Here is a 23,655-nt window from a genome sequence, read left to right on the forward strand (position 1 = left end):
ATTTGCCATTCCAGCCTAAAACAAACCCAATTGTTCTTTGTCCTCATCCTCGCCATCGTCCCCCTCACCCTTTTTTTTCAGATCAAATTTGACGGTGGATCCTACGGACAAGTTGTTTTCGGGACTGTCCCGTTTCTTTTTCGGTGATGCCACCAATTCTACGGCTTTTACCGTATGGGTACTCAGCCGGTTACCGACAGCCCGCCAGCCTTTCACATCGATCAGTATGTCCATGTCGTACACGTTTTCCTCGACTTCCTTGCCTTTCTGGAGTTTCACCTTGACTTGCGGTTGTTCCTCCGTGGTGACCACCGTCAGGCGGGACTTCTTGTGGTCAGAGATGAAATTAAATTTCTTGTTCAAGGTGGACGTTTCAATCAAAAAACGCTTGACGTAATGGTTTTTACTAACGCCATCGAAATAGATCGCCGAGACTACTTTTTCCGGATCAAATTTTTCGATGTGTTGCAAGTTTTCCTGATCGTATCGGTTGGTCAGTTCAAAATTGGTCAACTCATAGCTGCCATCCTTGAAAAAAGCAACGATCTTGTCTTCTCCCAGAAAATTGCCTACCCATTTGCCCCGCTCATCGGTATTGAGCCGACCCACGGCCGGATCGTAGTAGATGTCCAGGCCCCCCAAGGTGGACACGCCTTCCATCTTTAGCTGGATCTTCCGGACAGGATACTTGGTTAGAATGTTTCCCTGGGCGCCCCGACCCTTGATCTCAATGTCCTTGAAGTCGAAATCAAATACCTTAACGCGTGCCTTGCTGCCTGCGGTCAGATAGACGGTGATGATTTCGGCTTCGCCGTTGGCATTGGCCGTAAAATACAATACGCGGGAGCCTTTCGTGCCTTTGGTAAGCACGTATTCCCGATCGCGGGTCACGCTCAATACCTGAAAGCGCTTGATCATGGCCCGTCCGGAAGCTCCCTCCAGGTAGACCAGGTTATATACCATCCGTTCGTCCCCTTTTCGGAAAACGGCCGCATGGATGATATCCTTACCGACAAACACTTTGTCTTGAATTTTCGTGACCAGGCAAATCCCGTCTTTGCGGAAGACAATGATGTCGTCCAAGTCGGAGCAATCGCAGATGAACTCATCTTTTTTCAACCCGTATCCTATAAATCCATCGGCCCGATTGATGCACAATTTGGCGTTGTTTGCGGCCACCACGTTCGCGGAAATGGTATCAAAGGTCCGTATTTCGGTCTTTCGTTCTCTGCCCTTCCCGTATTTGCTCAGCAGGTTCTTGTAATACTGAATGGCGTAATCGGTGAGGTTTTCGAGGTGATGGTTTACTTCCTCCAGCTCCTCTTGAAGCTTTCGCATCAATTCATCCGCCTTGAAGGTGTCAAATTTTGAAATACGCTTGATCTTGATTTCCGTGAGGCGGACAATATCGTCCCGGGTGATTTCCCGGTAAAAGTCCGGTTTGAAGGGGTCTAATCCCCGATCGATGGTGGCAATAACCGCTTCCCAGGTCTCGCATTCCTCGATATCCCGATAAATTCGATTTTCTATAAATATCTTTTCCAGGGAAGAAAACAGCAACTTTTCCATCAACTCCCCCTTTCGGATTTCCAGCTCGCGGTTTAGCAAGGCCTTGGTTTGCCGGGTATTGTACGCCAAAATCTGGTTTACGGTCAGGAAAACAGGCTTCTCATCAATGATCACACAGGCATTGGGAGAAATGCTGACCTCACAGTCGGTGAAGGCATACAGGGCATCGATGGTCATGTTGGGAGACTGCCCAGGTGCCAATTGCACCTGAATTTCCACGTCTTTGGCGGTGTTGTCCACCACTTTCTTGATTTTGATCTTCCCTTTATCGTTGGCTTTGATGATGGATTCGATCACGGAGTTAGTGGTGGTTCCGTATGGGATGTCTTTGATCAGGAGGGTTTTATTGTCCTCCTCTTCGATCCTTGCCCGTACCTTAATGCGTCCTCCGCGGAGTCCTTCGTTGTATTCGGAGAAATCCGCCAGCCCCCCGGTATTAAAATCGGGAAGTAGGTTGGTTTTCTTCCCTTTCAGGATTTGAATGGACCCTTCGATCAACTCGCAAAAATTGTGGGGAAGTATTTTGGTGCTCAAGCCCACGGCAATCCCCTCCACTCCCTGCGCCAATAGCAAGGGAAACTTCACCGGTAAGGTGACCGGCTCTTTTTTCCTACCGTCGTAGGACAGTTGCCATTCGGTGGTTTGTGGATTAAACACCACCTCCAGCGCAAACTTGGATAGCCGGGCCTCAATGTACCGTGCCGCAGCAGCTCCATCGCCGGTGCGCACGTCTCCCCAGTTGCCCTGTGTTTCGATCAGCAAATCCTTTTGGCCCAGGTTGACGATGGCATCGCCAATGGAGGCATCTCCGTGCGGATGGTACTGCATGGATTGGCCGATGATATTGGCTACTTTGTTGAACCTTCCATCGTCCATTTCCTTCATGGCATGAAGAATCCGCCGCTGCACGGGCTTAAACCCGTCTTCGATGGCTGGGACGGCTCGTTCCAAAATCACGTAGGAAGCGTAATCTAAAAACCAGTCCTTGTACATTCCGGTAACCGGAATCGAATCGTGTAAGCTCTTGTCCCCGTTTTCGGGGTTCGTATCGTTATCACTCATAATTTATTCAAACAATTCCAAATAGCTATGGTAGTAAACACCAATAAAACCGAGACAATATTCCCAACCAGAAAATAATCGTTAGAAATCTTATCTTCTTCATTTTTAATCCTTGTACCAATTTTTAAAGCTCCAAATAAAATAAGGGATTGTTCAACACCCTGGATTAGACCTACATAAAGAAATAATCGTTCTAAAACTCCTAATATCATTGGCCTCAGAGAAAACCCCTTTTGTATAAATTTCTTCCTGAGCATCAGAAATATCCAAAACGCCACGAATTCCGAGGAAAAAATAGGTGGCTAATAGAATACAAAGAAATTTTACCGACATAACAGGATTTCCAAAGACCTTTTTAATTTAAAATAATTATCCATCCCCAACGTTTTATTTCTTTTCCAAACCAACGACCTGGTCTTTTTTATCCTTTCTGCTACCAATTTATAATCTTTCAACTCCAATAAGTTGGAAATTAAAACTTTATCTCTCCAATGCCAATTTCTTACATAGGACAGGTATAGGTTAAATTGAATTTGTTTCAACTCCTTATCCTCAATATCTCCACCAAGAGCAAGAAATTCACCCTTATCCTTCAACGTTATCATACTTTCTCTCGCTTCAGTCAAAGCAGGCCCCATCATACCATAAGCTATTTCCGTATTTATCTCTGTTTCAATTACCCCCAGTTCAACCGTGTACCTTAAGGGTATCTCCACATCCACCCTCCACTTATTTTCTTCTATCCATGTGATTATTTTGTAAATCGAACACTCACTTCTTGCAATTCCCTGAAATTCGTCTCCCAATGTAATGGTCAGTGGAGAGATCAATTCCTTTTGGTTAGCTGTATTACATTTTTCCACTAAATCCGCAAAAGACCTGGCTAATTTAGATAGGTCAGAAGACTCACCGCTCCCGATAATATCTGCCATCAGGACATAGTTCATATCACTTCATTTTTGACAAAAATAAACTTTATTTCACAAAATATGAAATAGATCAATTTATTTCACAAAATATGAAATAAATAAGTGGTATCCCATTAAAAAATACCCAAGCTTCAAACCGTTTCGGTCTCTTCTTCAGCAGCCTTTACCGCAGGGTCATCGAAAACTATGTCCTTTTCAATCTTCAGATTATCAATGATAAAGGTTTGCCTGTTCGGGGTGTTTTTTCCCATATAAAAACTTAACAGGTCCGCGATTTTGGTTTCCTTGTTGAGAATGATGGGTTCCAGACGAATATCCTCCCCGATAAACGTTCCGAATTCTTCGGGTGATATTTCGCCCAAGCCTTTGAAACGTGTGATTTCGGCGGCTTTCCCCAACTTGTGGATGGCCCGCTGCCGCTCCTCGTCGGTATAGCAGTAAATGGTTTCCTTTTTGTTTCGTACGCGAAAAAGTGGGGTGTCCAGGATGTATAAATGACCGTTTTTAACCAAATCGGGAAAAAACTGAAGAAAATACGTCATGATCAATAGCCGTATATGCATGCCGTCTACATCGGCGTCTGTGGCAATTACGATCTTTCGGTACCGCAGGCTTTCGATGCCGTCTTCGATATTCAAGGCATGCTGCAGCAGGTTGAACTCTTCGTTTTCGTACACCACCTTTTTGGTCATCGCGTAGCAATTCAAAGGCTTGCCCCGCAGGGAAAAAACCGCCTGGGTCTGTACATTGCGGGATTTGGTGATGGATCCCGAAGCGGAATCACCCTCGGTGATAAAGAGCATGGTCCCGTCTTTTACCTCGGGATCTGCTTTCGGGTCGTCGTAGTGCACGCGACAGTCCCGTAGCTTTTTGTTGTGCAGGTTTGCTTTTTTGGCCCGTTCATTGGCCAGTTTCTTTATGCCGGATATTTCCTTACGCTCCCGTTCTGACTGAAGGATGCGCTTCAGCAAGGCATTGGCTGTGTCGGGATGCTGGTGCAAATAATTGTCCAGTTCTACCTTCACAAAATCGTTGACAAAGGTCCGTAGCGTTGGCCCGTCCGGCCCCACGCTCTGAGAACCCAGTTTGGTCTTGGTCTGTGATTCAAAGACTGGCTCCTGCACCCGGACGGCTATGGCTGCCACCACGCTCTGCCGGATATCGGCGGCATCGTAGTCTTTCTTGAAAAAATCCCTAACCGACTTTACGATCGACTCCCTAAAGGCAGCCAGGTGGGTGCCCCCCTGTGTGGTAAACTGTCCGTTGACAAAGGAGTAATATTCCTCACCGTATTGATTCGAGTGAGTAATGGCGATTTCGATATCGTTTCCTTTCAGGTGGATGATGGGGTACCTGCGGCTATCGTCGTCCACTTTCCTGTCCAGTAGGTCCAGTAAGCCGTTTTGGGAAAAATATTTCACCCCATTGAAGTTGATGGTCAACCCAGAGTTGAGAAAGGCATAATTCCAAATCTGGTTTTCAAGATACTCGGGGATGAAATGGTAATTTTTAAATATGCTTGCGTCCGGCGAAAACACGATCCGGGTACCATTTCGCTCGGAGGTTTTTTCGATTTTCCGATCCTCGATCAATTCCCCCTTTTGAAACCTCGCCACTTTGCACTCCCCTTCCCGGTAGGACTGCACCATGAAATTTTCCGATAGGGCATTTACCGCTTTGGTACCCACCCCGTTCAGGCCCACCGATTTTTGAAAGGCGCCGGAGTCGTATTTCCCCCCGGTATTGATCTTCGATACGCAATCGATCACCTTCCCGAGTGGAATGCCGCGGCCATAGTCTCGGATTTCCACCTTGTGTTCGCTGATCTTTACCTCAATGGAGCGCCCATGCCCCATCATGTGTTCGTCAATGCTATTGTCCAGAATTTCCTTTACCAATACGTATATTCCGTCATCCTGCGCGCTGCCATCGCCCAATTTTCCGATATACATCCCGGGTCGCAGGCGAATGTGCTCCTTCCAATCCAGGGATTTGATGCTTTCTTCCGTGTAATTTGCGTTTGCTGCCATAAAGTACCTTTTTTCAACTTAGGATGTTTCCTGATTTCACCTGTTTTATTTTCCCGGCAATCAGGTAAAAAAGAAAGACTACCCACACCAGCATCAAGAGCGGCGCCAGGTAAAAAAAGAAGTTGTACTCCGAACTACTGATCACATTTTGATTGCTGATGCTATGAATATAAAAAACCAATACCGCTGTGGCAAGGTTCGCGACGGCAATAAAGGAGAACAGCCAGGCCAGCATCTTGTCCCGGTAAACATCTCCGACGGGAAACAGGCGATTCAATGAATTGCTCAATTTCATTTCCATCAGTTTCGCCGGTACGATCAACGCCAGGTTCACGACCAAAAACACCCCAATGGAGGCATAGAAGAAACTGTCTCTGCTGACCTGCTTTAGTGGCATGCCTGCGTCATTTACGGCATAGGTCGCAAAGTCGGGCAGCGAAGCATAGACATAAAGAAGTAGGAACAGAAACAAACCCAGGGAAAGAAAATAAAACACTTTGGCAAAACGGGTGTACATGGTTTTTTATTTAAATCGCTAATATAAAAATTTATCCAGTACGAAATTTGGAAACTTCAAGATCCATTTCTGAAAATGGCTACCTACACGGGGTAATCACCTGAATTCCAGCACACGGTCCATTTCATCGCCTATGCCATGAATTACCATTTTATCCGGGTAGACCCGAACCGCGGCCCCGAGGACCGGCGATTGGGCTTCCACCATTCCGCGGAGCGTGAGGTGATGCAGGCCTTGTGCATCCTGTACGTAATTACCCTCGTGGTGATGTCCGGAAAACCAGGCCACCAAGGCAGGTGACCGTCCAATTTTACTCAATACCTCCCGGCTGTTCAGGAGGTGAAGTCCATTTTCAGGAAGCAAGGGGTAGTGGCAAAATACCAATACTTTTTTTCCGGAATTCTCGGCTTCACTCACTTTCGAAACCAACCATGCGAGTTGCTCTTCGCCAATGCCTCCGTTCCAGGGTTTGGCGTTGTTGGCCCCCGATGATTCCAGCCGGGCCATCCAATCGCTGGCTTTTTGATAATTTTCGCTGCCCTCCGGGTGCCCCTCCAGACTAATGTCCATTCCGTTGACTACCAAAAAAACCAAATTCCCTCTTTCGAAGGAATAGTAACCGGTGGAATTTCCCAGCTTCTCGCCTACCTTCGCTTTGAGGTTATCGGCTACAGAAAAGTCGTGATTGCCCCAAACGTGATGCAGGGGAGCATGGACGCCTTCCAGGATACCAAGTGGGGCGTCGAAACTTTCAAAATCCCGATCGATCAGGTCCCCAAGTGTTAGGACAAATTCCGGTTCGAATGCATTTAGAAACGGAATGGTCCGCTCCAGTGTCTTCAACGTACCGCGGTAGTTGCGTTTTCCTGCCGTCGCTGCATCGGCGTATTGTACGTCAGCAATAAGCCCGAACGTGAAGCTTTGCTGGTGCTGATTTTCTTGCAGAAGTAGGTTCATTTTTTCGGCGTATCGTTCCCCCAGCAAAACCTGACTGGGACTGTCAAAATGGGTGCTATCAAAGGTAGCTGTGCCATAGGAAAGAACCACCGCAGTGTGCGGAACCCTTTCCGGGAGTTGAAGCAATTGTTCGTTAAAGGGCTTTCGCAGTTCCTTGTCCACTGAAAGCTGACCCGCGACGAAAGGCAAATGAGGCATTGACAGGGAATCCCGCAAGGCGGTGATGAAATGCCCCAGCTGATTCAGGTACACCTCAGGTTTGCCCGCATTGGACTCGCCCTGGTGCCAAATCACGCCACGGAGTGTCCCATCCTTCGTTGCCTGCCGTACACGAAGCAGCATGTCTTCGAAAAAAGGGGTGCCGGGCATCCATTCCTCAATGGCACTCCCACCTTTGGCATTGACGACCAGTCCCAGATTTTTGCTTTTCTGAAGCGTTGCCATCTTTCTGGCAAACCCGTAGCTGGGGCTGAGTCGTTGCATTCCGCTGTCTTTTCGGATGCTGGAGTAGATATTGAGTGGGTTTCTGGCGGCAACCCAATTCTCACCGGTAAACAAAAAGACCCCATCAAGCGGTGCCGAAAGGTCAGGTGGAACCACGGCCCTACCCGCCATATTGGACTGCCCAATCGCCAGGTAAATATCAAGATCCTTCTCCGGGGCTGGCTGCGCGGAGAGCAACCCCACTGGCTGACAGGTAGCAAAAATTAGCAATAGTAGTTTAATCGACAGGCGCATACAATGGATTTTCAGGTGTACTTACTTTCAATTTTCAAACCAAGAATACTGAAAATCTTTCGTAATTTACTCAGCTTTTTCAAGAAGTTCGCCCAATTTTTCTTCAATCAAGGGAATGGAGGCATAGAGGTCTTCAAAACTATTGATGACAAAATACCTTTCCTGATATTTATTCTTCCAATAGGGAGTATTCAAAATTTTTTCTACGTCGTAAGCCAGGTGCCGTGGCTCTTCCGATAGCGAAAACTGCGTCTCTCCCGCCGAACTAAGGATGCCCGCGCCATACACCTTCAACTGTCCATCTTCCCGTATGAGTCCAAACTCAATGGTATACCAATAAATCCGGGAAAGCAAATCGATAGCCAGTGGGTTATCCAGGTGCTTCAGGGCAATCCCGGCTAAATTTTTTAAAAACCCTGTGTACGCCAGGTCGGTCAACAGGGGCAGGTGGGCAAAGGCATCGTGGAACATGTCCGGTTCTTGCAAATAATCCAACTCCTGCATCGAACGTAGCCAGGTAGAGGCAGGAAAACGGCGGTGATAGAGCAACCCAAAAAACAGATCGTCATCGATCAACCCCGGCACTACCTGAATGCTCCATCCCGTAGCGGCTCTCAGCCGCTCGTTTGCCGTCGAAAAATCGGCAATGCGCTCGGAAGAAAAACCAATGATTTCCAGCCCCTGAAGAAATTTACGGGAAGCTGCACCCGGGAGGTTTTTGTATTGCCGTTCAAAAAGAATTTTCCACACCTGGAAATCCTCGGATGTATAGGCCGAGTAATCTTGGTACAGGGGTTTCAATCGCGGATCGGAAAAATTGGTCGGGTTCAGTGAATCGGTCATATTTGTCGTCCGGGTTAGTCAAAAGCGCCAATTTCCGGCTAATTGCACATTTTCTCGCTGGAAGGCACACGCTATCTCCTTAACCTAACGCAAATCGCTTCAATCTGTTTCCTTTATACCTTCCTTTTTAGGTTTCGGGGCCGCGCAAAGCTGTTCGCATCCACTACAGCAGGTCAAAGGTTTTTCTCATCGCAAATATTTTTCGTATTTGGTCGGCCAATAATGAACTCTGCGCAAAATTCAGCGTCTGCTGTCCGTCAGAATAGGCCTTGTCGGGATTTTCGTGCGACTCGTAAATGATCCCATCGGCACCTGCCATGACGCCCGCCAGCGCCATTTGCGGCACAAACTCACGGATACCGATGCCGTGAGAGGGGTCGACCACCACCGGCAGGTGGGATTTTGACTTAAGGATGGGAACAGCGTTCAAATCCAAGGTGTTTCTACTGGCTTTTTCATAGGTACGGATGCCACGTTCACAGAGGATCAATTTTTCGTTTCCCCCGGAAAAAACGTATTCGGCGGATTGCAGCAATTCCTCAATGGTACCGGAAATCCCCCTTTTTATCAGAACGGCCTTGTCCACCTTACCCAATTCATCCAGCAAATTGAAATTCTGTGTGTTTCGCGCCCCCACTTGAAATACATCCACGTAGTCATACATTTGTTCAATTTGGGAAACCTGCATGACTTCCGTCACGATCTTGATTCCGGCCTCTTTTGCCAGCCTATGCCACAGTTTGAGCCCTTCCATGCCCAATCCTCTAAAGGCATAGGGACTGCTTCTGGGCTTGAATACCCCACCCCGCATCATGGAAAGATTGTTTTCTTTCATGTGTTCGATCACCTTAACGATCTGCTCTTCTGACTCTATGGAGCAGGGCCCGGTAATGATAGCCATGTCGCCGTCTTTGATCGCAATGCCATCGCCCAGATCAATGCTGGTGGGCTTGACTTTCCATTTTTTCGAAACCAGTTTGTATTCGTCCGAAACGATATGAATGTCCTGAATGCCATCGAGTGCGCCTATCTTCCGGATATCAAATGCTTTCTTTCCGATGCCGATCAGGTAAGCCCCCACCTGCGTCTTTACCTCCGTGACGGTGTAGCCCAACCCATTTACTTTCTCTATCAGGGTTTCTTTTTGACCGGAGGGGATATCTTGTTTGAGTTGAATGATCATGATAAAATTCCTTGAATGTATTCCTGAATATCCTCTTTTAAATTCGTTGACTCCCGCAGCACGTTTATAAAGGCACTACCGATGATGGCACCATGCGAATGGGCCGCAGCCGTTTGAAAGGAATACCTGTCCGAGATACCAAAGCCAATCAAGCGGGGATTTTTCAGGTTCATGGCCTTTACCCGCTCGAAATAGGCAATCTGCTCCGGGCTCACCTCTTTTTTAGCCCCGGTGATGCTGGCCGAGGAAACCATGTAAATAAAACCATCCGTTTGCTGGTCTATTTCGCGTATTCTGGCTTCCGAGGTCTGGGGTGAAATCAGAAAAGTATTGCGCAAGTCGTAGGCATCGAATGTATGCTTGTATTCCGTCAGGTATTGTTGCATGGGCAGATCCGGTAAAATTAGCCCGTCTATGCCCACTTCCTTGCAGGTTTTGCAAAAGGCCTCCATCCCGTATTGCACGACGGGGTTGAGGTATCCCATGAGGATCACCGGGATGTGTACGGTTTCCCGGAATCCTTTTAGCTGTTCAAATAGAACCTTGAGTGTCATGCCATTTTTCAAGGCCTGGTTATTACTCTCCTGTATGGTGGGTCCGTCTGCTATGGGATCGGAATAGGGCACCCCTATCTCAATGATGTCGGCACCAGCTGCCGCTATGGCCTCCATGATCGCCACTGTATCCCCAAGTTGCGGAAATCCTGCGGTAAAATAGATGGATAAAATGCGCTCCTTTTTTTGCTTAAATAATTTATCTATTCGATTCATAACTGCTAATAATTTCCCCATTTAATATAGGTTTCCAAATCCTTGTCCCCCCTGCCCGAGAGGTTGATGACGATCACATCGGAGGCCTTGTAGTCGATTTGATTCAGGGCGTAAAAAGCGTGGGCCGATTCGATAGCCGGAATGATCCCTTCCAAACGACTTACTTCGATTCCTGCCTGCATGGCGTGCTCGTCTTCTACCGCCACAAATTCGCCCCTACCCGAGGCAAACAAATGAGCGTGTACCGGTCCAATACCGGGATAATCCAATCCTGCCGAAATACTGTGCGGTTCGACTACCTGGCCATCATCGGTTTGCATCAGCAGCGTTTTACTACCGTGCAAAATACCTGGTTTACCGAGTGTGGTAGTAGCTGCCGACCTGCCCGAGGTGATGCCTAGCCCGGCAGCTTCTACGGCAATCAGGCGTACCGAAGGTTCGTTGTAGTAATGATAAAAGGAACCGGCTGCGTTGCTTCCTCCTCCCACGCAGGCAATCACCAGATCGGGGTTTTCCCGGCCTTCCTTTTCCTTGAGTTGCCATTTCATTTCCTCCGAAATCACGGATTGAAACCGGGCAACCATCTCCGGATAAGGGTGCGGGCCGACCACGGAGCCAATGATGTAATGCGTATCTACCGGATTGTTGATCCATTGACGCATCGCCTCGTTTGTGGCATCTTTCAGGGTTTTGCTTCCCGAATTGGCGGGCACCACGGTGGCTCCCAGTATGCGCATGCGTTCGACATTCGGCTTTTGCCGCTCCATGTCCACCGCTCCCATGTAGACGGTGCACTCCATTCCCATCAAGGCGCAGACCGTAGCCGTGGCTACTCCATGCTGCCCGGCTCCAGTTTCCGCAATGATACGTTTTTTGTTAAGTTTTTTGGCCAGAATGATCTGCCCCACGGTATTATTAATCTTGTGGGCACCCGTGTGGCAAAGGTCCTCTCGTTTAAGGTAGATCTTTGCGCCGTACTTTTCAGACAAACGTTGTGCAAGGAACAAGGGGGTCGGACGGCCCACGTAGTCTTTCAGAAGCGAATCAAATTCCTCGCGAAACGAAGGCGTGGCCATGATTTTTTCGTAATTCTCCCGTAGCTCCTCGATGTTGGGATACAACATCTCCGGAATAAAGGCACCGCCAAATTGCCCATAAAATCCATTTTCGTCTACTTTTATCATCGTTCTTTCCATTTATTCGTTCGTTTTTTCAAGTTGTTGTCTGATTTGGCTGGCAAATATCCGGATAAGGTCCAGGTTTTTTACTCCCGGCTGCTGCTCAAATTTTGAATTGATATCTATCCCCACCATCTGCGGACAGGAACGATACATGTCCAGCAGTTCCTCCACCTGATCTGCCTGGATGCCACCACTGAGTAGAAACGGTTTGTGGAAGGGATATTGTTTACCTATTTCCCAATTAAATCGGTGCCCGGTGCCTCCGTAGGAAGGGCCATCGGTATCCAAAAGAAAATGGTCTACCTGGGCTTCGTAGGCTTCCAAACCTTTCCAATCCCAATCCTCCCCGATCCGCAATACTTTGATTACCGGGAGCCCCGTTTGCTGCTTGACTTCCCGGACCTGCTCCGGGCTTTCGTCGCCGTGAAGCTGAATCCGATCCAGGCCATAGGTCGTCGCCGCCCAACAAATGTCTTCAACACCGGCATTGACAAACACCCCCACTTTCGGTAGGACAATATCCCGGTAAAATTCGGGATCTACCTGGAATCCGGGCAGGTAACGCCGGGAGGGCGGATAGAATATCATGCCCATCCAGTCCACCAGCTGCAGGTCCACCAGTCCCTGAATGTTAGTGGGCTCGGCCATTCCACACACTTTAATGATCACGGGTTATTTTCTTCAGCAAGTGATTTTACTAATTTCCTGTAATGATTCATAAAATTATAAGCCGCCTGATGGGGTCGGATGGTTTTCATGAAGTTTTCTCCGATGAGAAATCCGTCAAACCCCGCCTGTTTCAACTGTACCAGGGTAGCCGGCTCAGACAGCCCGCTTTCCGAAATACGTACATGGGTTTCGGGGATAAGCGAAACCAGCTCCAGAGAAGTTTCTACGTTAACCTCAAAGGTTTTTAGGTTCCGGTTATTTACCCCCACCAGATCCACGTGTTCGTTCAGAGAATCGTCCAGTTCCTCCCGATTGTGGACTTCGAGCAACACTTCCATCCCTAATTCCTTTGCAAAAGACGCCAGTTTCCGAAGCTCCCCGGCCGGTAAAGCGGCTGCTATCAATAAAATACAGTCTGCACCCAGCGACCTGGATTCAATTAATTGGTATTCGTCGACCATAAAATCCTTTCGGAGGATGGGGCAATAGTTGAATTTTCTGGCCTGTTTTCAGGTCCTCTTCCGACCCTCCGAAAAAGGAGCTATCGGTCAACACCGACAGGGCGGAAGCGCCGGCCTGCATGTACCCAATGGTGGTTTTCTCGATGGACGCCGTGGGATTGATCCATCCTTTAGAGGGAGATTTGCGCTTGAATTCGGCGATGATTCCGGTTTTTTCAGGGTCTCTCACGTATTTTTTCATAGAGACCACCGGGCTTTCAAAGAACAGGCTTTTTTCAAGCAATTTTTCGGGATAAAGTGCTTTTTTCTCTGCTACTTCTTCTTTCTTTCGGGCAATAATCGTATCCAGAATATTCATATCAGCTCGCTGCAATGGAGGTTTGGGGATCAATTAGTTTCTTGAACACGGTAAAAGCCGTGCCGTTTTTAAGCGTTTCGGTCGCTATTTCCTTTGCTTTTTGGAAGGTCCATTCGGGTTTGGCAGTCAGCAAGGCGGCGGCAGCATTGGCGATCACCACGGCTTCCTGGGCTGAGGTACCTTTCCCTTGCAGTATGGAGAGGAAGATAGCCGCTGATTCTTCCACGGTATTACCTCCCACGATGGAGTCTGGAGAGAGGGTTTCAAACCCGAGTTCCCCCGGGCTGACTACCCGCTCTCCCGTGTTGGAAATCCATTTCAGGTCACCGGTGAGGGATATTTCATCGTAGCCGTCAAGCGCGTGCAAGATGCTAAACTGTACCTCGTTGTTTTGGTAGAGGTACCCGTATAAGCGCGCAAGTTCCAAGCTAAAAACCCCTACCAGTTGCTTTTTTGGAAAGCTGGGGTTGACCATGGGTCCGAGCATGTTAAAAAAGGTCTTTACGCCCAATTCCTTGCGCACGGGTCCCACGTATTTCATGGCAGGATGGAACAAAGGCGCATGCAGAAAGCAAATTCCTGCCCGGTCCAAACTGCTTTTTATCTTATCGAGGTCATTGGTAAACTCGTATCCGAAATGGGCCAGAAGATTGGAAGAACCACAAACCGAAGACACCCCCACGTTTCCATGTTTCGCGACCGGCTGCCCCGCACCGGCAACGATAAAGGAGGCCAGCGTGGAAATATTAAACGTGTCCTTGCCGTCACCGCCTGTTCCACAAAGATCAATGGCATTGTATTCGGGAATATCTACCGGTATGCACCGCTCCAGCATGGCCTCTCGAAACCCCATGAGTTCCTCTACACGAACACTACGCATCATGAATATGGTCAAAAAGGCAGCCATCTGGCTTTGATTGACCTCTCCTGAGGTCATTTCTTTCAGAACCCCTTTCGCTTGTTCCTTGTTCAGGGTTTTGTGTTCAATCAGGTGATTCAGAATTTCTTTCATTGTCCAATGGTTTAATTTCCGTCGATCCAGTTTTTCATTATCTCTACTCCATGTTCGGTAAGGATGCTTTCCGGATGAAACTGTAGCCCCTTGACCCGGTAGCGGTTATGCCGTACCGCCATGATTTGTCCGTCAGGCGTCTTGGCAATTACTTCCAGTTCCGGTGGTAGCACCGTTTCGTCAATGACCCAGCTGTGGTACCGGCCAACGGTAAAAAATTCAGGGAGTCCCTTGAATAACGAGTCCGGTTGAATGCGTACTTTAGAGGCTACACCATGTACTACTTCGCTGAGGTTAATCAGCCCTCCACCAAAAGCTTCTCCAATGGCCTGGTGACCGAGGCATACCCCCAGTATGTCCTTGGTAGGCGCATATTTTTTAATCAGTTTGGGCATGATGCCGGCTTCCGAAGGGATGCCCGGTCCGGGTGATAGAAGGATTTTATCGTACTGATTCACCGCTTCCAGACTGATTTTGTCGTTTCTGTAGATGTCCAACGTGCATCCCAATTCCCGGAGAATGTAGACCAGATTATAGGTGAAGGAATCGTAATTATCCAGTACCAGTATTTTCATTTTCTATTGTTTTGTGATAAAAGTTAAATGGCCTCGGCAGACTTCAGCGCCACCCGCAGGGCTTCCAATTTGTTACTAACTTCCTGGAGCTCACTCTCGATAGAGGATTTGGCCACCACACCTGCCCCCGCCTGAAAGCGCAACTGGTTATTTTCCGAGATAAAAGAACGAATCAGGATGGCATGGTTGAAATCGCCGTTGAAACCCAGAAAGCCGATGGCTCCCCCGTAAAACCTCCGGGCTTTGTTTTCAAGGGAATCGATCAATTCCATCGCCCGATATTTGGGTGCTCCCGACAGGGTGCCTGCAGGAAACGTATCTGCCACCAATTGTAGTGGATTGGCTCCTGGAGGCAACTTGCCGGTGACTTTGGAAACCAGGTGAATCACATGTGAATAGTACTGAATTTCTTTAAATACGTCGACGTTGACTTTTTCCGAGGAGCGGCTGAGGTCATTTCGGGCAAGGTCTACCAGCATGACGTGCTCCGAATTCTCTTTTGGATCGTCGTATAGTTTGACCGCTAGTTTTGCATCGGCCGCATCGTTTCCAGTACGCTTGAACGTCCCCGCAATCGGATAAATGGTGGCTTTATTGCCCTTTACCACGATTTGCGCTTCGGGGCTACTGCCGAAGACCTTGTACGACCCGTAATCAAAATAGAACAAATAAGGAGATGGATTTATGGAACGAAGAGCCCGGTACACGTTGAATTCATCTCCCTTGAATCCGGTGGAAAATGCGCGCGATAAAACAATTTGGAAAACATCTCCCCTAAAGCAATGCTCTCTCCCTTTGGCAAGAATTTCCAAAAATTCCGCGTCGGTGTAGTTGGAATGTTCTTCCCCCTCCAATTTAAAATCATAACTCGGAATGTTCTTATTGTTAAGGATCATTTCGATTTTGGCAATACCCGATTCCCCCGGCTCATCTTCCAGATAATGCTCAAAAATGTGCAATTCGTTTTTAAAGTGATCCACCACGATCATGTTCTTATAAACCGCATAGTGAATCAGAGGCGTCTCAGAAGACCCTGTATTCTGTAAGTGAATGTCTTCGAAGTGGTTTACTGAATCGTATTGAATGTAGCCAAATAAGCCATTGGTGATAAATTTGAAATCAAGTTTTTCCTCCTGGAAAGTGTTGGAAAAGGCCCGCAAAACATCCATCACCTTTTCTCCGGGTGCCAGCTCCCGGAGGGTACTTTGGCCATTGGGAAAGGACTGTCTGACTTTGGTATTAATCAGCGAAAAGGAGGCGATAGGCTCGCAACAGATGTAGGAATAACTGTTTTCGTTTCCATGATAATCCGAGCTCTCCAATAGGATGGTATTGTGGTACCTATCCCGAATTTGAAGGTAGATACTCACCGGAGTGATGGTGTCTGCCAGCAATTTCTTGTACCGGGTTTTGATGCGAATTGGTTTCATTTGCTGTGTTTTTAAAATAAAAAAAGGCTTGCCGGGAGTCCAGCAAGCCATGGTATCGTTACACTAACAAATTTGCGCAATGGATAGCTGTTCTCCCTTTAAAAGAAGTAAGAAAGCCACCACCAAATTTGATTCGTTTGTTTCATAAGGTTGGGCAAATATAGAAAAGGGGGCTCATTTTCAAAAGTAAATGGGATTTATTTTAAAACTAAATCACAGGATACCGCTACCCCCATGAAATCACCGGACAGCAAAGGGCATTTTGGCAGGGCCTCCCACCCCAGGCAATCTGCCCGGTGACTGGCAGGGAAAGTGCGGTCCCACCGGAGTGCATCCAGGCCTCCGAAGTGCAAAAACCAGCCTCGTCGCAAATGAACTCAAAGGTACCAAAGGTCTAAAAAACCGCCCGATGCTCCTTTTTCGGAAATAAAAATTCACGAAGAATGCCCAGGCCATAGCCCATCAACTGTCCGTAAGAAGTAACCACGGCAAAGGAAGCTACCCGGAAGTTTTCGAAGGCGAAAACGAAAACAAGCAGCGTCCACACCAGAAATCCCAGCCCCATCAGCAGCGCTAGCGCTGGCAAGAACAGCGCAAACAGCGGCAAGGAAAGGATCCCTAAAAGAAAAAAAACCGGCAACAAATGAACAGCCTTCACTGCCTCCGGATGGAACCTGCGAATGAACACCCTGTTTCTGCCGAACTGATAACTCTGCCGGAGAAAGGACCTCAACGTGCTTTTGCGGCGGTGATATACCCGGGCATTTTCGACCAACTCGAGGCGAAAACCGGCCTTTTTTATTCGTAAGCTTATTTCGATATCTTCCGCCATGTTTGGATGAACAAATCCCCCCAAACACTCATAAATTTGCCGGGAAAACCCCATGTTATAGCCCCTCGCCTGGTACTTCGCGGGATTTTTCATTTTGCCGCGAATCCCTCCGGTGGTCAAGAGGGAGGTCATGCTGAAGTTCATCGCCTTTTGCCAGGCAGAGAAGGTGTCATCGGCATCGTCCGGTCCCCCATGGGCCTGCAGGCCCCGGGCTTGAATCGCCTGCAAGAGCTCATCCAGGTACTCCGGCGGGAGGATACAATCCGAGTCAAAAAACACAAAATACTCTCCCCCGGCCAATTCCATCCCTTTGTTTCGCGCGAAACCCTGTCCGGCATTGGCTTGGTAATGGTACCGCAAATCCAGCTTTTCGCTGTAGTCTCTTACTACAGCCTCGCAAGTCCGAGACGATCCGTCCTCCACAATAATCACTTCAAAGTCCGTATAGGTCTGCCGGCAAAGGCTCTCCAATAAATCTCCGATCTCCTCGGGACGATTATATACCGGGACAATGACAGAAAAACGCATCAGCTCTTCTCCTTGATTTCCTCAGCTATGTTGTAATCGGCCTTTCCGGAATTATTGGAAGTCATCATTTCGGCTAGAAACCCGGTAAGGAATAATTGCACTCCAATTATCAAGGCGACGAGGGCAAGGAAAAACAGCGGTTGATCTGTAATTTCACGCACGGAAATCCCCCTACGTAATCCTTGAATCTTTTCCAGGGCCAGCCAAAGGGTAATCACAAAACCTGACAAAAAAGAAAGCGTGCCGAAAGCACCAAAAAAATGCATGGGGTTTTTACGGTAACGATTGACAAAGGATACCGAAATAAGATCCAGAAAACCATGAACAAACCGCTCCAATCCGAATTTAGTCGTTCCGTATTTTCGGGGCCGGTGGGCTACCTCTTTTTCGCCAATGTTGCCAAACCCATTCCATTTGGCAATCAGAGGAATGTACCGGTGCATCTCTCCGTAGATGTGTATGTTTTTCACCACCCGTTGCTGGTAGGCTTTCAGGCCGCAATTAAAATCGTGCAGCCTGATTCCTGAAAGAAGCCGGGTGACGCCGTTAAAAAAGCGGGAAGGTAGTGTTTTGGAAAGGGGATCGTACCGCTTTCTTTTCCAGCCACTCACTAAATCGTAGCCCTCTTCCCGAACCATGCGATAGAGCTCAGGAATTTCTTCGGGGCTGTCCTGAAGGTCCGCATCCATGGTCACCACCACTGCGCCGGAAGCTCTAGAAAAGCCCACATCCAGGGCAGCAGATTTTCCGTAATTGCGAATAAATCGAACCGCTTTTACGCGGGGATCCTTTTTGGATAGGGCTTGAATTACCTGCCATGACCCGTCGGTTGACCCATCGTCAATGTATAACAACTCCACATCCAGCCCGGCATCATCCATTACCCTGACGATCCAATCCTGGAGTTCGGGAAGGGACTCTTCTTCGTTGAATACGGGTATGAGAATGGATAGTTCGGGCATGCAGGTTTACCGGTCGTTCGATTTGTCTTTCTTTTTTAAGATGGCGCCCAAAATCAGGGAAAGGATGGCATAAATGATCAAGGAAATGCCAAAGGCCTTGAATTGTCCGGCCGGGGTAAAATTAGAAGCCATTTCTTCTCGCATTTCGTCGATCTGATCGCCTGAAAGGCTGTCTCCTGCCCCAAAGCTATCCAGCATGGCCACCATATTCTCCAATTGGGTCTCAACAAGCAATTCGGGAAGTCCGGGATGAATCACAAAATAAAGAAGCATGTTTCCTAGGGTGCTGATCAAACCCGATACGATGAGCGTAACAATGGAAAACTGAAAAGCCGTACCAAAATCCATAAACCCGCCAATCTCTTTTCGGTATTGCTTGCCAAAATAAATCACCTGCCCGAAAAAAAGTACCAGCACAAAAAATCCGTACCAGCCTGCTACCAGGTAACTGTAGTCGATGAAATAGACGATAAAATTGATACTGAGCATGACAAGGCCGATAATCAGCCCGGATTTCAGTGCGCTACTCGCGGGGGAATTTGAAGGTTGAGGTTGTGTTTCCATGATATAGCAGGTTATTGGTTGTGACTAGTCCTTTTTAAAATTATGGAAATTATAATGGTAAAGAACAAACCCGGGAAGATTTTTCTGAGAAAATCATTGACAGCGACATCTGCGCGGCTCATCTCCGACACGCTGGTGTAGGTGTCGTTGTAGGCCTGCTCAGTCAGCTGTTCTTTCAATACCTCCTGATTGTCGGACATCAGGTCCAGATTAACCTGCCGGAACGTTTCAAAAGCCTGAACTTCCACCTGAAGGAAAACAAACACATACAATCCGGAAAGCAGGGCCATTAGTGTGTAGACAAGGAAACCCACCGTCATTCCCTGGCTAAAAAACAAGTCTCCGTTATTATAGCCATCCCGAAAGCCTTTGATGCCAAAAAACACGAAAATTGGCGTAAAAATATACCCAAGGATAAGGTTCATGCTGACGGGCTCAACCTGTAGCAGGTACATTACCAGCATTCCCAGCAGGCACAAGCCAGCCCCCGACAGGCCAAATGGGTAAGCCGCTCTCCAGTACCTATTCATGAAGCCCCTCCATTTTTCCATTATTGACCAGGTATTTCACCCGGCCTTTTACTGACTGACCCCAATAGGGATTATTCTCCGCCATGGAGGCGTTTGTCACCTCGTTCAATTCCCAGGCTTCATCCGGATCAAAAACGGTAAGGCTGGTCCAATCTTCCCCGGCTTGTCCCAACACCTGCTGTGGTCCCCTGGTGAGTTTGCTGATCAGCAAAGGGTAGCCCAATTCTTCCGATAAGGTTACGAGTGCGGGCACAAAAGCTGGCAAGCCGGACATACCAAAGGGCGCCAGATCAAATTCCCTGTTTTTGGCATCCCCATCCTGTGGAACGTGATTGGATACCAGGGCGTCGATGGTTCCGTCCTTTAGTCCTTCTATCAATGCTTCCCGTTGGGAGACTCCCCGGAAGGGCGGCATCACTTTCAAACGGGTATCAAACTCCCACAGGTCTTTGTCAAAAAAAAGTAACTGGTAGATGGACACATCTGCGGTAACTGCCAACCCCTCGCCCTTCGCCTTCCTAATCTGCTCCAATGCCCCTCGCGTACTAACGGTCTGAAAGTGAAGTCTTCCGCCGGTGTACCGGAGAATCTCCAGATTTTTTTGAACGGCTACTTCCTCCGCCAGGTCCGGGATGCCTTTCAGTCCCAATCGGGTAGAGGCCAGGCCCTCGTGCATGTGGCCAAAAAGAGCCAACATTGGGTCCAAACTCTGGTCAAAAAGAATCCCATCAAACTTTTGCAGGTACTGAAGCGCTTTCATCATGCGGTCTGAGTGGGACAAGGGCTCCAGGCCCTCACCAAATATCCGCACGCCGTGATGGTGCAGGTCCAGCATTTCGGTCAATTCTTCTCCGATAAAGTTTTTTGTTACGGCTGCCTGTATGTGAAAGGTGGGGAACAATCCTGCTGTCCTACTCTGTACATAGGCCACTTCATTCTTGGACTGCAGGGGCGGCTGCGTATTTGGAAGCAGCACCGCTTCGGTCATGCCTCCCTGCATCAACGCCCGGGCCAGGCTCTCCAGCGTTTCGCGGTGTTCCAAACCGGGCTCGCCTGAAAAACATCTGAGGTCTGTCCATCCTCTGGAACCAAGTAATCCGGTACAATCGACCTTGACTTCCTCTTCCGGGTCTCCGGCGGCCGCCCAGCCGGCTTTCGTCAATGTATTGCCATCAAAAATATAATCAGCTGGAGGAAGAATTTCCTTTTCAGTAATGATTCTAAGGGACTGAAAGCGTACGGTCATGTGCGGTAGGTATTTTTGCAAAACTGCAATTTTATTCCTTAAAATGGAAATATATGAAAAGGAAAGCCCCAATAAGCCGCAAGGAAAAGACCGGGAACGGCACGGGTCAGGTACCGCCAGGCTGCAGGGGAGAAATACGTCGGTCGGCTGGAGTGGTGTAATTGTTCAGAAAGGTAAATGACAAGGGCGAGGGGCTTTGATTGTTTCGCCCGTAAGGTTATCCCCTTTTCCAAAGGCTTGCCTGACACCACACCCAATGAAGCTACTGTTCCAGCCTGCCAGGTCCGCGATAACATCCAAAAAACGTGAAAATTGTCAGTCCGGGAAGCATCAGGGCAATGATCCTCCGTTTTCAGCGAGGCTACACTGGGTCAGAACGGATAGCCAATTGCAAAATTAAAAATGAAATTTTCCTTTCTCCAGTCGCTATCTCCAAGCCGAAAATCTCGCTCCCATCGCTGCCCCTCTTCCCGGTAGGGTCTTCGCAAAGGTGTGGCCAGGTCAAATCGTAGGACAAAAAACTCAATGTCGATCCGCAATCCAAGACCTGCCCCGATTCCCAACTCCCGGTACCAGTCTTTCCCTAATTTACCCCCAGGGAGTGCTTCGTTTTCATTGATTAGCCAAACGTTCCCGGCATCGGCAAAAACAGCTCCTTTTAAATAGGAAAAAATCGGAAAACGAAATTCCAGGTTCCCTTCCAGGCGCACATCTCCTGCCTGATCAAAAAAGTTGGCCGTAGATTCGCTGTCGGGCCGAAATGATCCCGGTCCCAACGATCGAATGCGGAATGCCCGTACGCTGTTGGGGCCTCCGGAAAAATACTGTTTCACAAACGGAAGCGAAACCGAATTTCCGTAAGGAAGCCCGGCACCTCCAAACAAACGAAGGGCCAGGAGCTTTTCTTCTGTAAACCGGAGGTAGTACCTGAAATCGACGTCACCTTTGTTGTATTGGGCAAAGGTAAATCCGAGGAAGGTATTGGGGTCTGACCCGTTGAAAACGTTGTTCGCAAAACGAAGACCAAATCCAGCAAGATCCATGTTCACGCCCACGTATACGCTGTGAGTTCTGTATTTATCCATCAGCTTATTGAAGGCGTAATTGTAGGTAATGCCGGCAATAAACTGTTGCTCGAAACTTTGCCGCAAAAACGGGTTGTTGTCCAGTATTTCCTCAAACTCCGCAGAGGTGTTGGATAGATTCACAAAATTCAGGCTAATGGGGGTGATCTCATGGTACACAAACCGATTGGCGTTCCAAAAATAACCGTAGGAGGCAGAGATACTGTTCAAACGATAAAGATCCCTGCGGTCCTGGTATTCCGAGCCCAGACTGATCTTTGTCTTGGGCACGGAATAAGCAAAGCGCTCTTTGATTGGAATAGGAAATACCACCCGGGGAAAAATCAAGTCTCCCTTGAGCCCAAATTCAAATGCATTCAGTCCCTCCCGTGCTCCGGATGCGATCTGGCTTTCATAGGCAATCTTCCCCGTCAGATTAAACGTCTCTCCTCCGTAGAAGAGGTTTCTGTTACGGTAGTTCAAAAGCAAGGCCGGGCCTGCAAAGTTGTTGGACTTGGAGATTCCTTGTAATTCGGCCCTGATCGAACGCTTATCCAGGGGAGAAAGGTAAACCTTGGCATCCAAAAGACCGTTTTCTCCTTCTTTTTCTCCGGCTACCTCTGTGTACCGGATATTTACAAAACGATAATTGCCAATCCCCGAAAGGCGATTACTGGTAAGCCGGGACTGTTGCGAATCAAATAGCCCACCCTTTTCAATCAATAAATACTGCCGCAGCAACTCTGGCTTAAAGGAAAATTGTTCCTGAATAAATTCCACCCCCTCTACCCGTGTGGTATCCGTACCCGGACCGTATTCGTCAAGTGAGTAATTGGGAAAAACACGTATGGAGCGAATTTGGTAAGGAAGGATCCCTTCTTCCGGTACGGTCTCCTTCAGACGCAAATACAAATCAAATTCACGCCCCTGGTACTGATTGGTGTCCGCTTCAAAAATCAGGTAGTCGGGATTAAAGTTATAAAAGCCCCGGTTTTTTAATGCCGTATTCAATCGCTCCCGTTCCGCTTTCATTTCATCCAATGAAAATCGATCACCCTTCTCAATCTTCGAACCAGGCAGCAGTTCCTTAAGGTGTTTATCAATGGGCAAACTGTCCCGCTCGTAATGGTAATCTCGAAGGATATACGGAGCGGGAAGGGTGACCCGATAGCTTATGTCTGCTTTCTTGTTAGTCCTTGAACTTGTCGACACCACCTCTGCATAAAAAAAACCGTTATTATCCAACCTGTTTAGCAGTAGTTCTTTCGTTTTTTCTGGCTGTACCTGGCTGAAATATACCGGCTCTTCTCCCAGTTTTTTGTAAATGAAGCGGTTGATGAAGCCAGGATGATCCTTTTGCATGTTAAAATAGGCCCACAATCCGAGGTACTGCCCCAAAATCTTGTTGTTGGGCTTCGGACGAAGCAATCCCTGGAGTTCTTCCCGCACTGCTTTTATTTTTTTCACGGGTTCTTCCTGCACAATCTCCAAATCGGCTCCCGTGTAGAGCAATTCGCCTTCCGGCAGGTGTTTGCTGACATTGCAGGCAGCGACTAGCCACGAGAGCGCGAGAAGCCCAAACATCGGAATGCGATAGAAATGCAAAAAACGGTTGGTACTCATCTTAGTTTTCTGGGTTTTTTTC

The 23,655-nt window shown here is 48.1% G+C and carries 19 protein-coding genes and 1 pseudogene; all 20 read right to left on the minus strand.

Annotated features, from left to right (window positions below; all coding sequences use genetic code 11):
* Positions 1-15 precede the first annotated feature (15 nt).
* Positions 16-2,631, minus strand: a complete 2,616-nt coding sequence (locus ABWH99_RS19620) for a DNA gyrase/topoisomerase IV subunit A (RefSeq protein ID WP_375583500.1) — start codon at positions 2,629-2,631, stop codon at positions 16-18.
* A 323-nt stretch (positions 2,632-2,954) separates the two neighbouring features.
* Positions 2,955-3,578, minus strand: coding sequence for a SatD family protein (locus tag ABWH99_RS19625; RefSeq protein WP_375583501.1), 624 nt, complete (start codon positions 3,576-3,578; stop codon positions 2,955-2,957).
* Between the two features lie 113 nt (positions 3,579-3,691).
* Positions 3,692-5,590: a DNA topoisomerase IV subunit B gene (locus ABWH99_RS19630; protein ID WP_375583502.1), complete on the minus strand. Its 1,899-nt coding sequence runs from the start codon at positions 5,588-5,590 to the stop codon at positions 3,692-3,694.
* A gap of 13 nt (positions 5,591-5,603) precedes the next feature.
* Positions 5,604-6,107 carry a DNA topoisomerase IV gene (locus ABWH99_RS19635; protein WP_375583503.1) on the minus strand — a complete coding sequence of 168 codons (504 nt, stop codon included), beginning with the start codon at positions 6,105-6,107 and terminating at the stop codon, positions 5,604-5,606.
* Between the two features lie 96 nt (positions 6,108-6,203).
* Positions 6,204-7,802, minus strand: coding sequence for a sialate O-acetylesterase (locus ABWH99_RS19640; protein WP_375583504.1), 1,599 nt, complete (start codon positions 7,800-7,802; stop codon positions 6,204-6,206).
* 66 nt (positions 7,803-7,868) lie between these two features.
* Entirely contained in the window at positions 7,869-8,645 is a 777-nt protein-coding gene (locus ABWH99_RS19645; RefSeq protein ID WP_375583505.1) for a phenylalanine-4-hydroxylase, read from the minus strand.
* Between the two features lie 163 nt (positions 8,646-8,808).
* Positions 8,809-9,828, minus strand: coding sequence for a 3-deoxy-7-phosphoheptulonate synthase (aroF, locus tag ABWH99_RS19650; RefSeq protein ID WP_375583506.1), 1,020 nt, complete (start codon positions 9,826-9,828; stop codon positions 8,809-8,811).
* Positions 9,825-10,598 carry a tryptophan synthase subunit alpha gene (trpA, locus tag ABWH99_RS19655; RefSeq protein WP_375583507.1) on the minus strand — a complete coding sequence of 258 codons (774 nt, stop codon included), beginning with the start codon at positions 10,596-10,598 and terminating at the stop codon, positions 9,825-9,827. The genes aroF and trpA overlap by 4 nt, the downstream gene beginning before the upstream one ends.
* Before the next feature lie 5 nt (positions 10,599-10,603).
* Positions 10,604-11,782 (minus strand): tryptophan synthase subunit beta, encoded by a 1,179-nt coding sequence (gene trpB / locus ABWH99_RS19660; RefSeq protein ID WP_375586604.1) that lies wholly within the window; start codon positions 11,780-11,782, stop codon positions 10,604-10,606.
* 12 nt (positions 11,783-11,794) lie between these two features.
* The gene (locus ABWH99_RS19665; RefSeq protein WP_375583508.1) at positions 11,795-12,427 is read right to left on the minus strand and encodes a phosphoribosylanthranilate isomerase; all 633 of its coding nucleotides are present in this window, start codon (positions 12,425-12,427) and stop codon (positions 11,795-11,797) included.
* A gap of 17 nt (positions 12,428-12,444) precedes the next feature.
* Positions 12,445-13,267: pseudogene (gene trpC / locus ABWH99_RS19670) on the minus strand (indole-3-glycerol phosphate synthase TrpC).
* A gap of 1 nt (position 13,268) precedes the next feature.
* Positions 13,269-14,279: an anthranilate phosphoribosyltransferase gene (gene trpD, locus ABWH99_RS19675; RefSeq protein WP_375583509.1), complete on the minus strand. Its 1,011-nt coding sequence runs from the start codon at positions 14,277-14,279 to the stop codon at positions 13,269-13,271.
* 11 nt (positions 14,280-14,290) lie between these two features.
* Positions 14,291-14,854: an anthranilate synthase component II gene (locus ABWH99_RS19680; RefSeq protein ID WP_375583510.1), complete on the minus strand. Its 564-nt coding sequence runs from the start codon at positions 14,852-14,854 to the stop codon at positions 14,291-14,293.
* A gap of 23 nt (positions 14,855-14,877) precedes the next feature.
* On the minus strand, positions 14,878-16,284 hold the full coding sequence (locus ABWH99_RS19685) for an anthranilate synthase component I family protein (protein ID WP_375583511.1): 1,407 nt from the start codon (positions 16,282-16,284) through the stop codon (positions 14,878-14,880).
* 394 nt (positions 16,285-16,678) lie between these two features.
* A complete protein-coding gene (locus ABWH99_RS19690; protein WP_375583512.1) occupies positions 16,679-17,644 on the minus strand; it encodes a glycosyltransferase in 966 nt (321 codons plus the stop codon).
* Entirely contained in the window at positions 17,644-18,606 is a 963-nt protein-coding gene (locus ABWH99_RS19695) for a glycosyltransferase family 2 protein (RefSeq protein WP_375583513.1), read from the minus strand. The genes ABWH99_RS19690 and ABWH99_RS19695 overlap by 1 nt, the downstream gene beginning before the upstream one ends.
* Positions 18,607-18,612: 6 nt before the next feature.
* A complete protein-coding gene (locus tag ABWH99_RS19700; RefSeq protein WP_375583514.1) occupies positions 18,613-19,170 on the minus strand; it encodes a DUF4199 domain-containing protein in 558 nt (185 codons plus the stop codon).
* Positions 19,171-19,181: 11 nt separating this feature from the next.
* Positions 19,182-19,700 (minus strand): DUF4199 domain-containing protein, encoded by a 519-nt coding sequence (locus tag ABWH99_RS19705; protein WP_375583515.1) that lies wholly within the window; start codon positions 19,698-19,700, stop codon positions 19,182-19,184.
* Positions 19,693-20,946: a dihydroorotase gene (locus tag ABWH99_RS19710; RefSeq protein ID WP_375583516.1), complete on the minus strand. Its 1,254-nt coding sequence runs from the start codon at positions 20,944-20,946 to the stop codon at positions 19,693-19,695. The genes ABWH99_RS19705 and ABWH99_RS19710 overlap by 8 nt, the downstream gene beginning before the upstream one ends.
* A gap of 371 nt (positions 20,947-21,317) precedes the next feature.
* Positions 21,318-23,633, minus strand: coding sequence for a BamA/TamA family outer membrane protein (locus ABWH99_RS19715; protein ID WP_375583517.1), 2,316 nt, complete (start codon positions 23,631-23,633; stop codon positions 21,318-21,320).
* Positions 23,634-23,655 lie beyond the last annotated feature (22 nt).

The organism is Cyclobacterium xiamenense, from assembly GCF_042140265.1.
Taxonomy (GTDB): Bacteria; Bacteroidota; Bacteroidia; order Cytophagales; family Cyclobacteriaceae; genus Cyclobacterium; species Cyclobacterium xiamenense_A.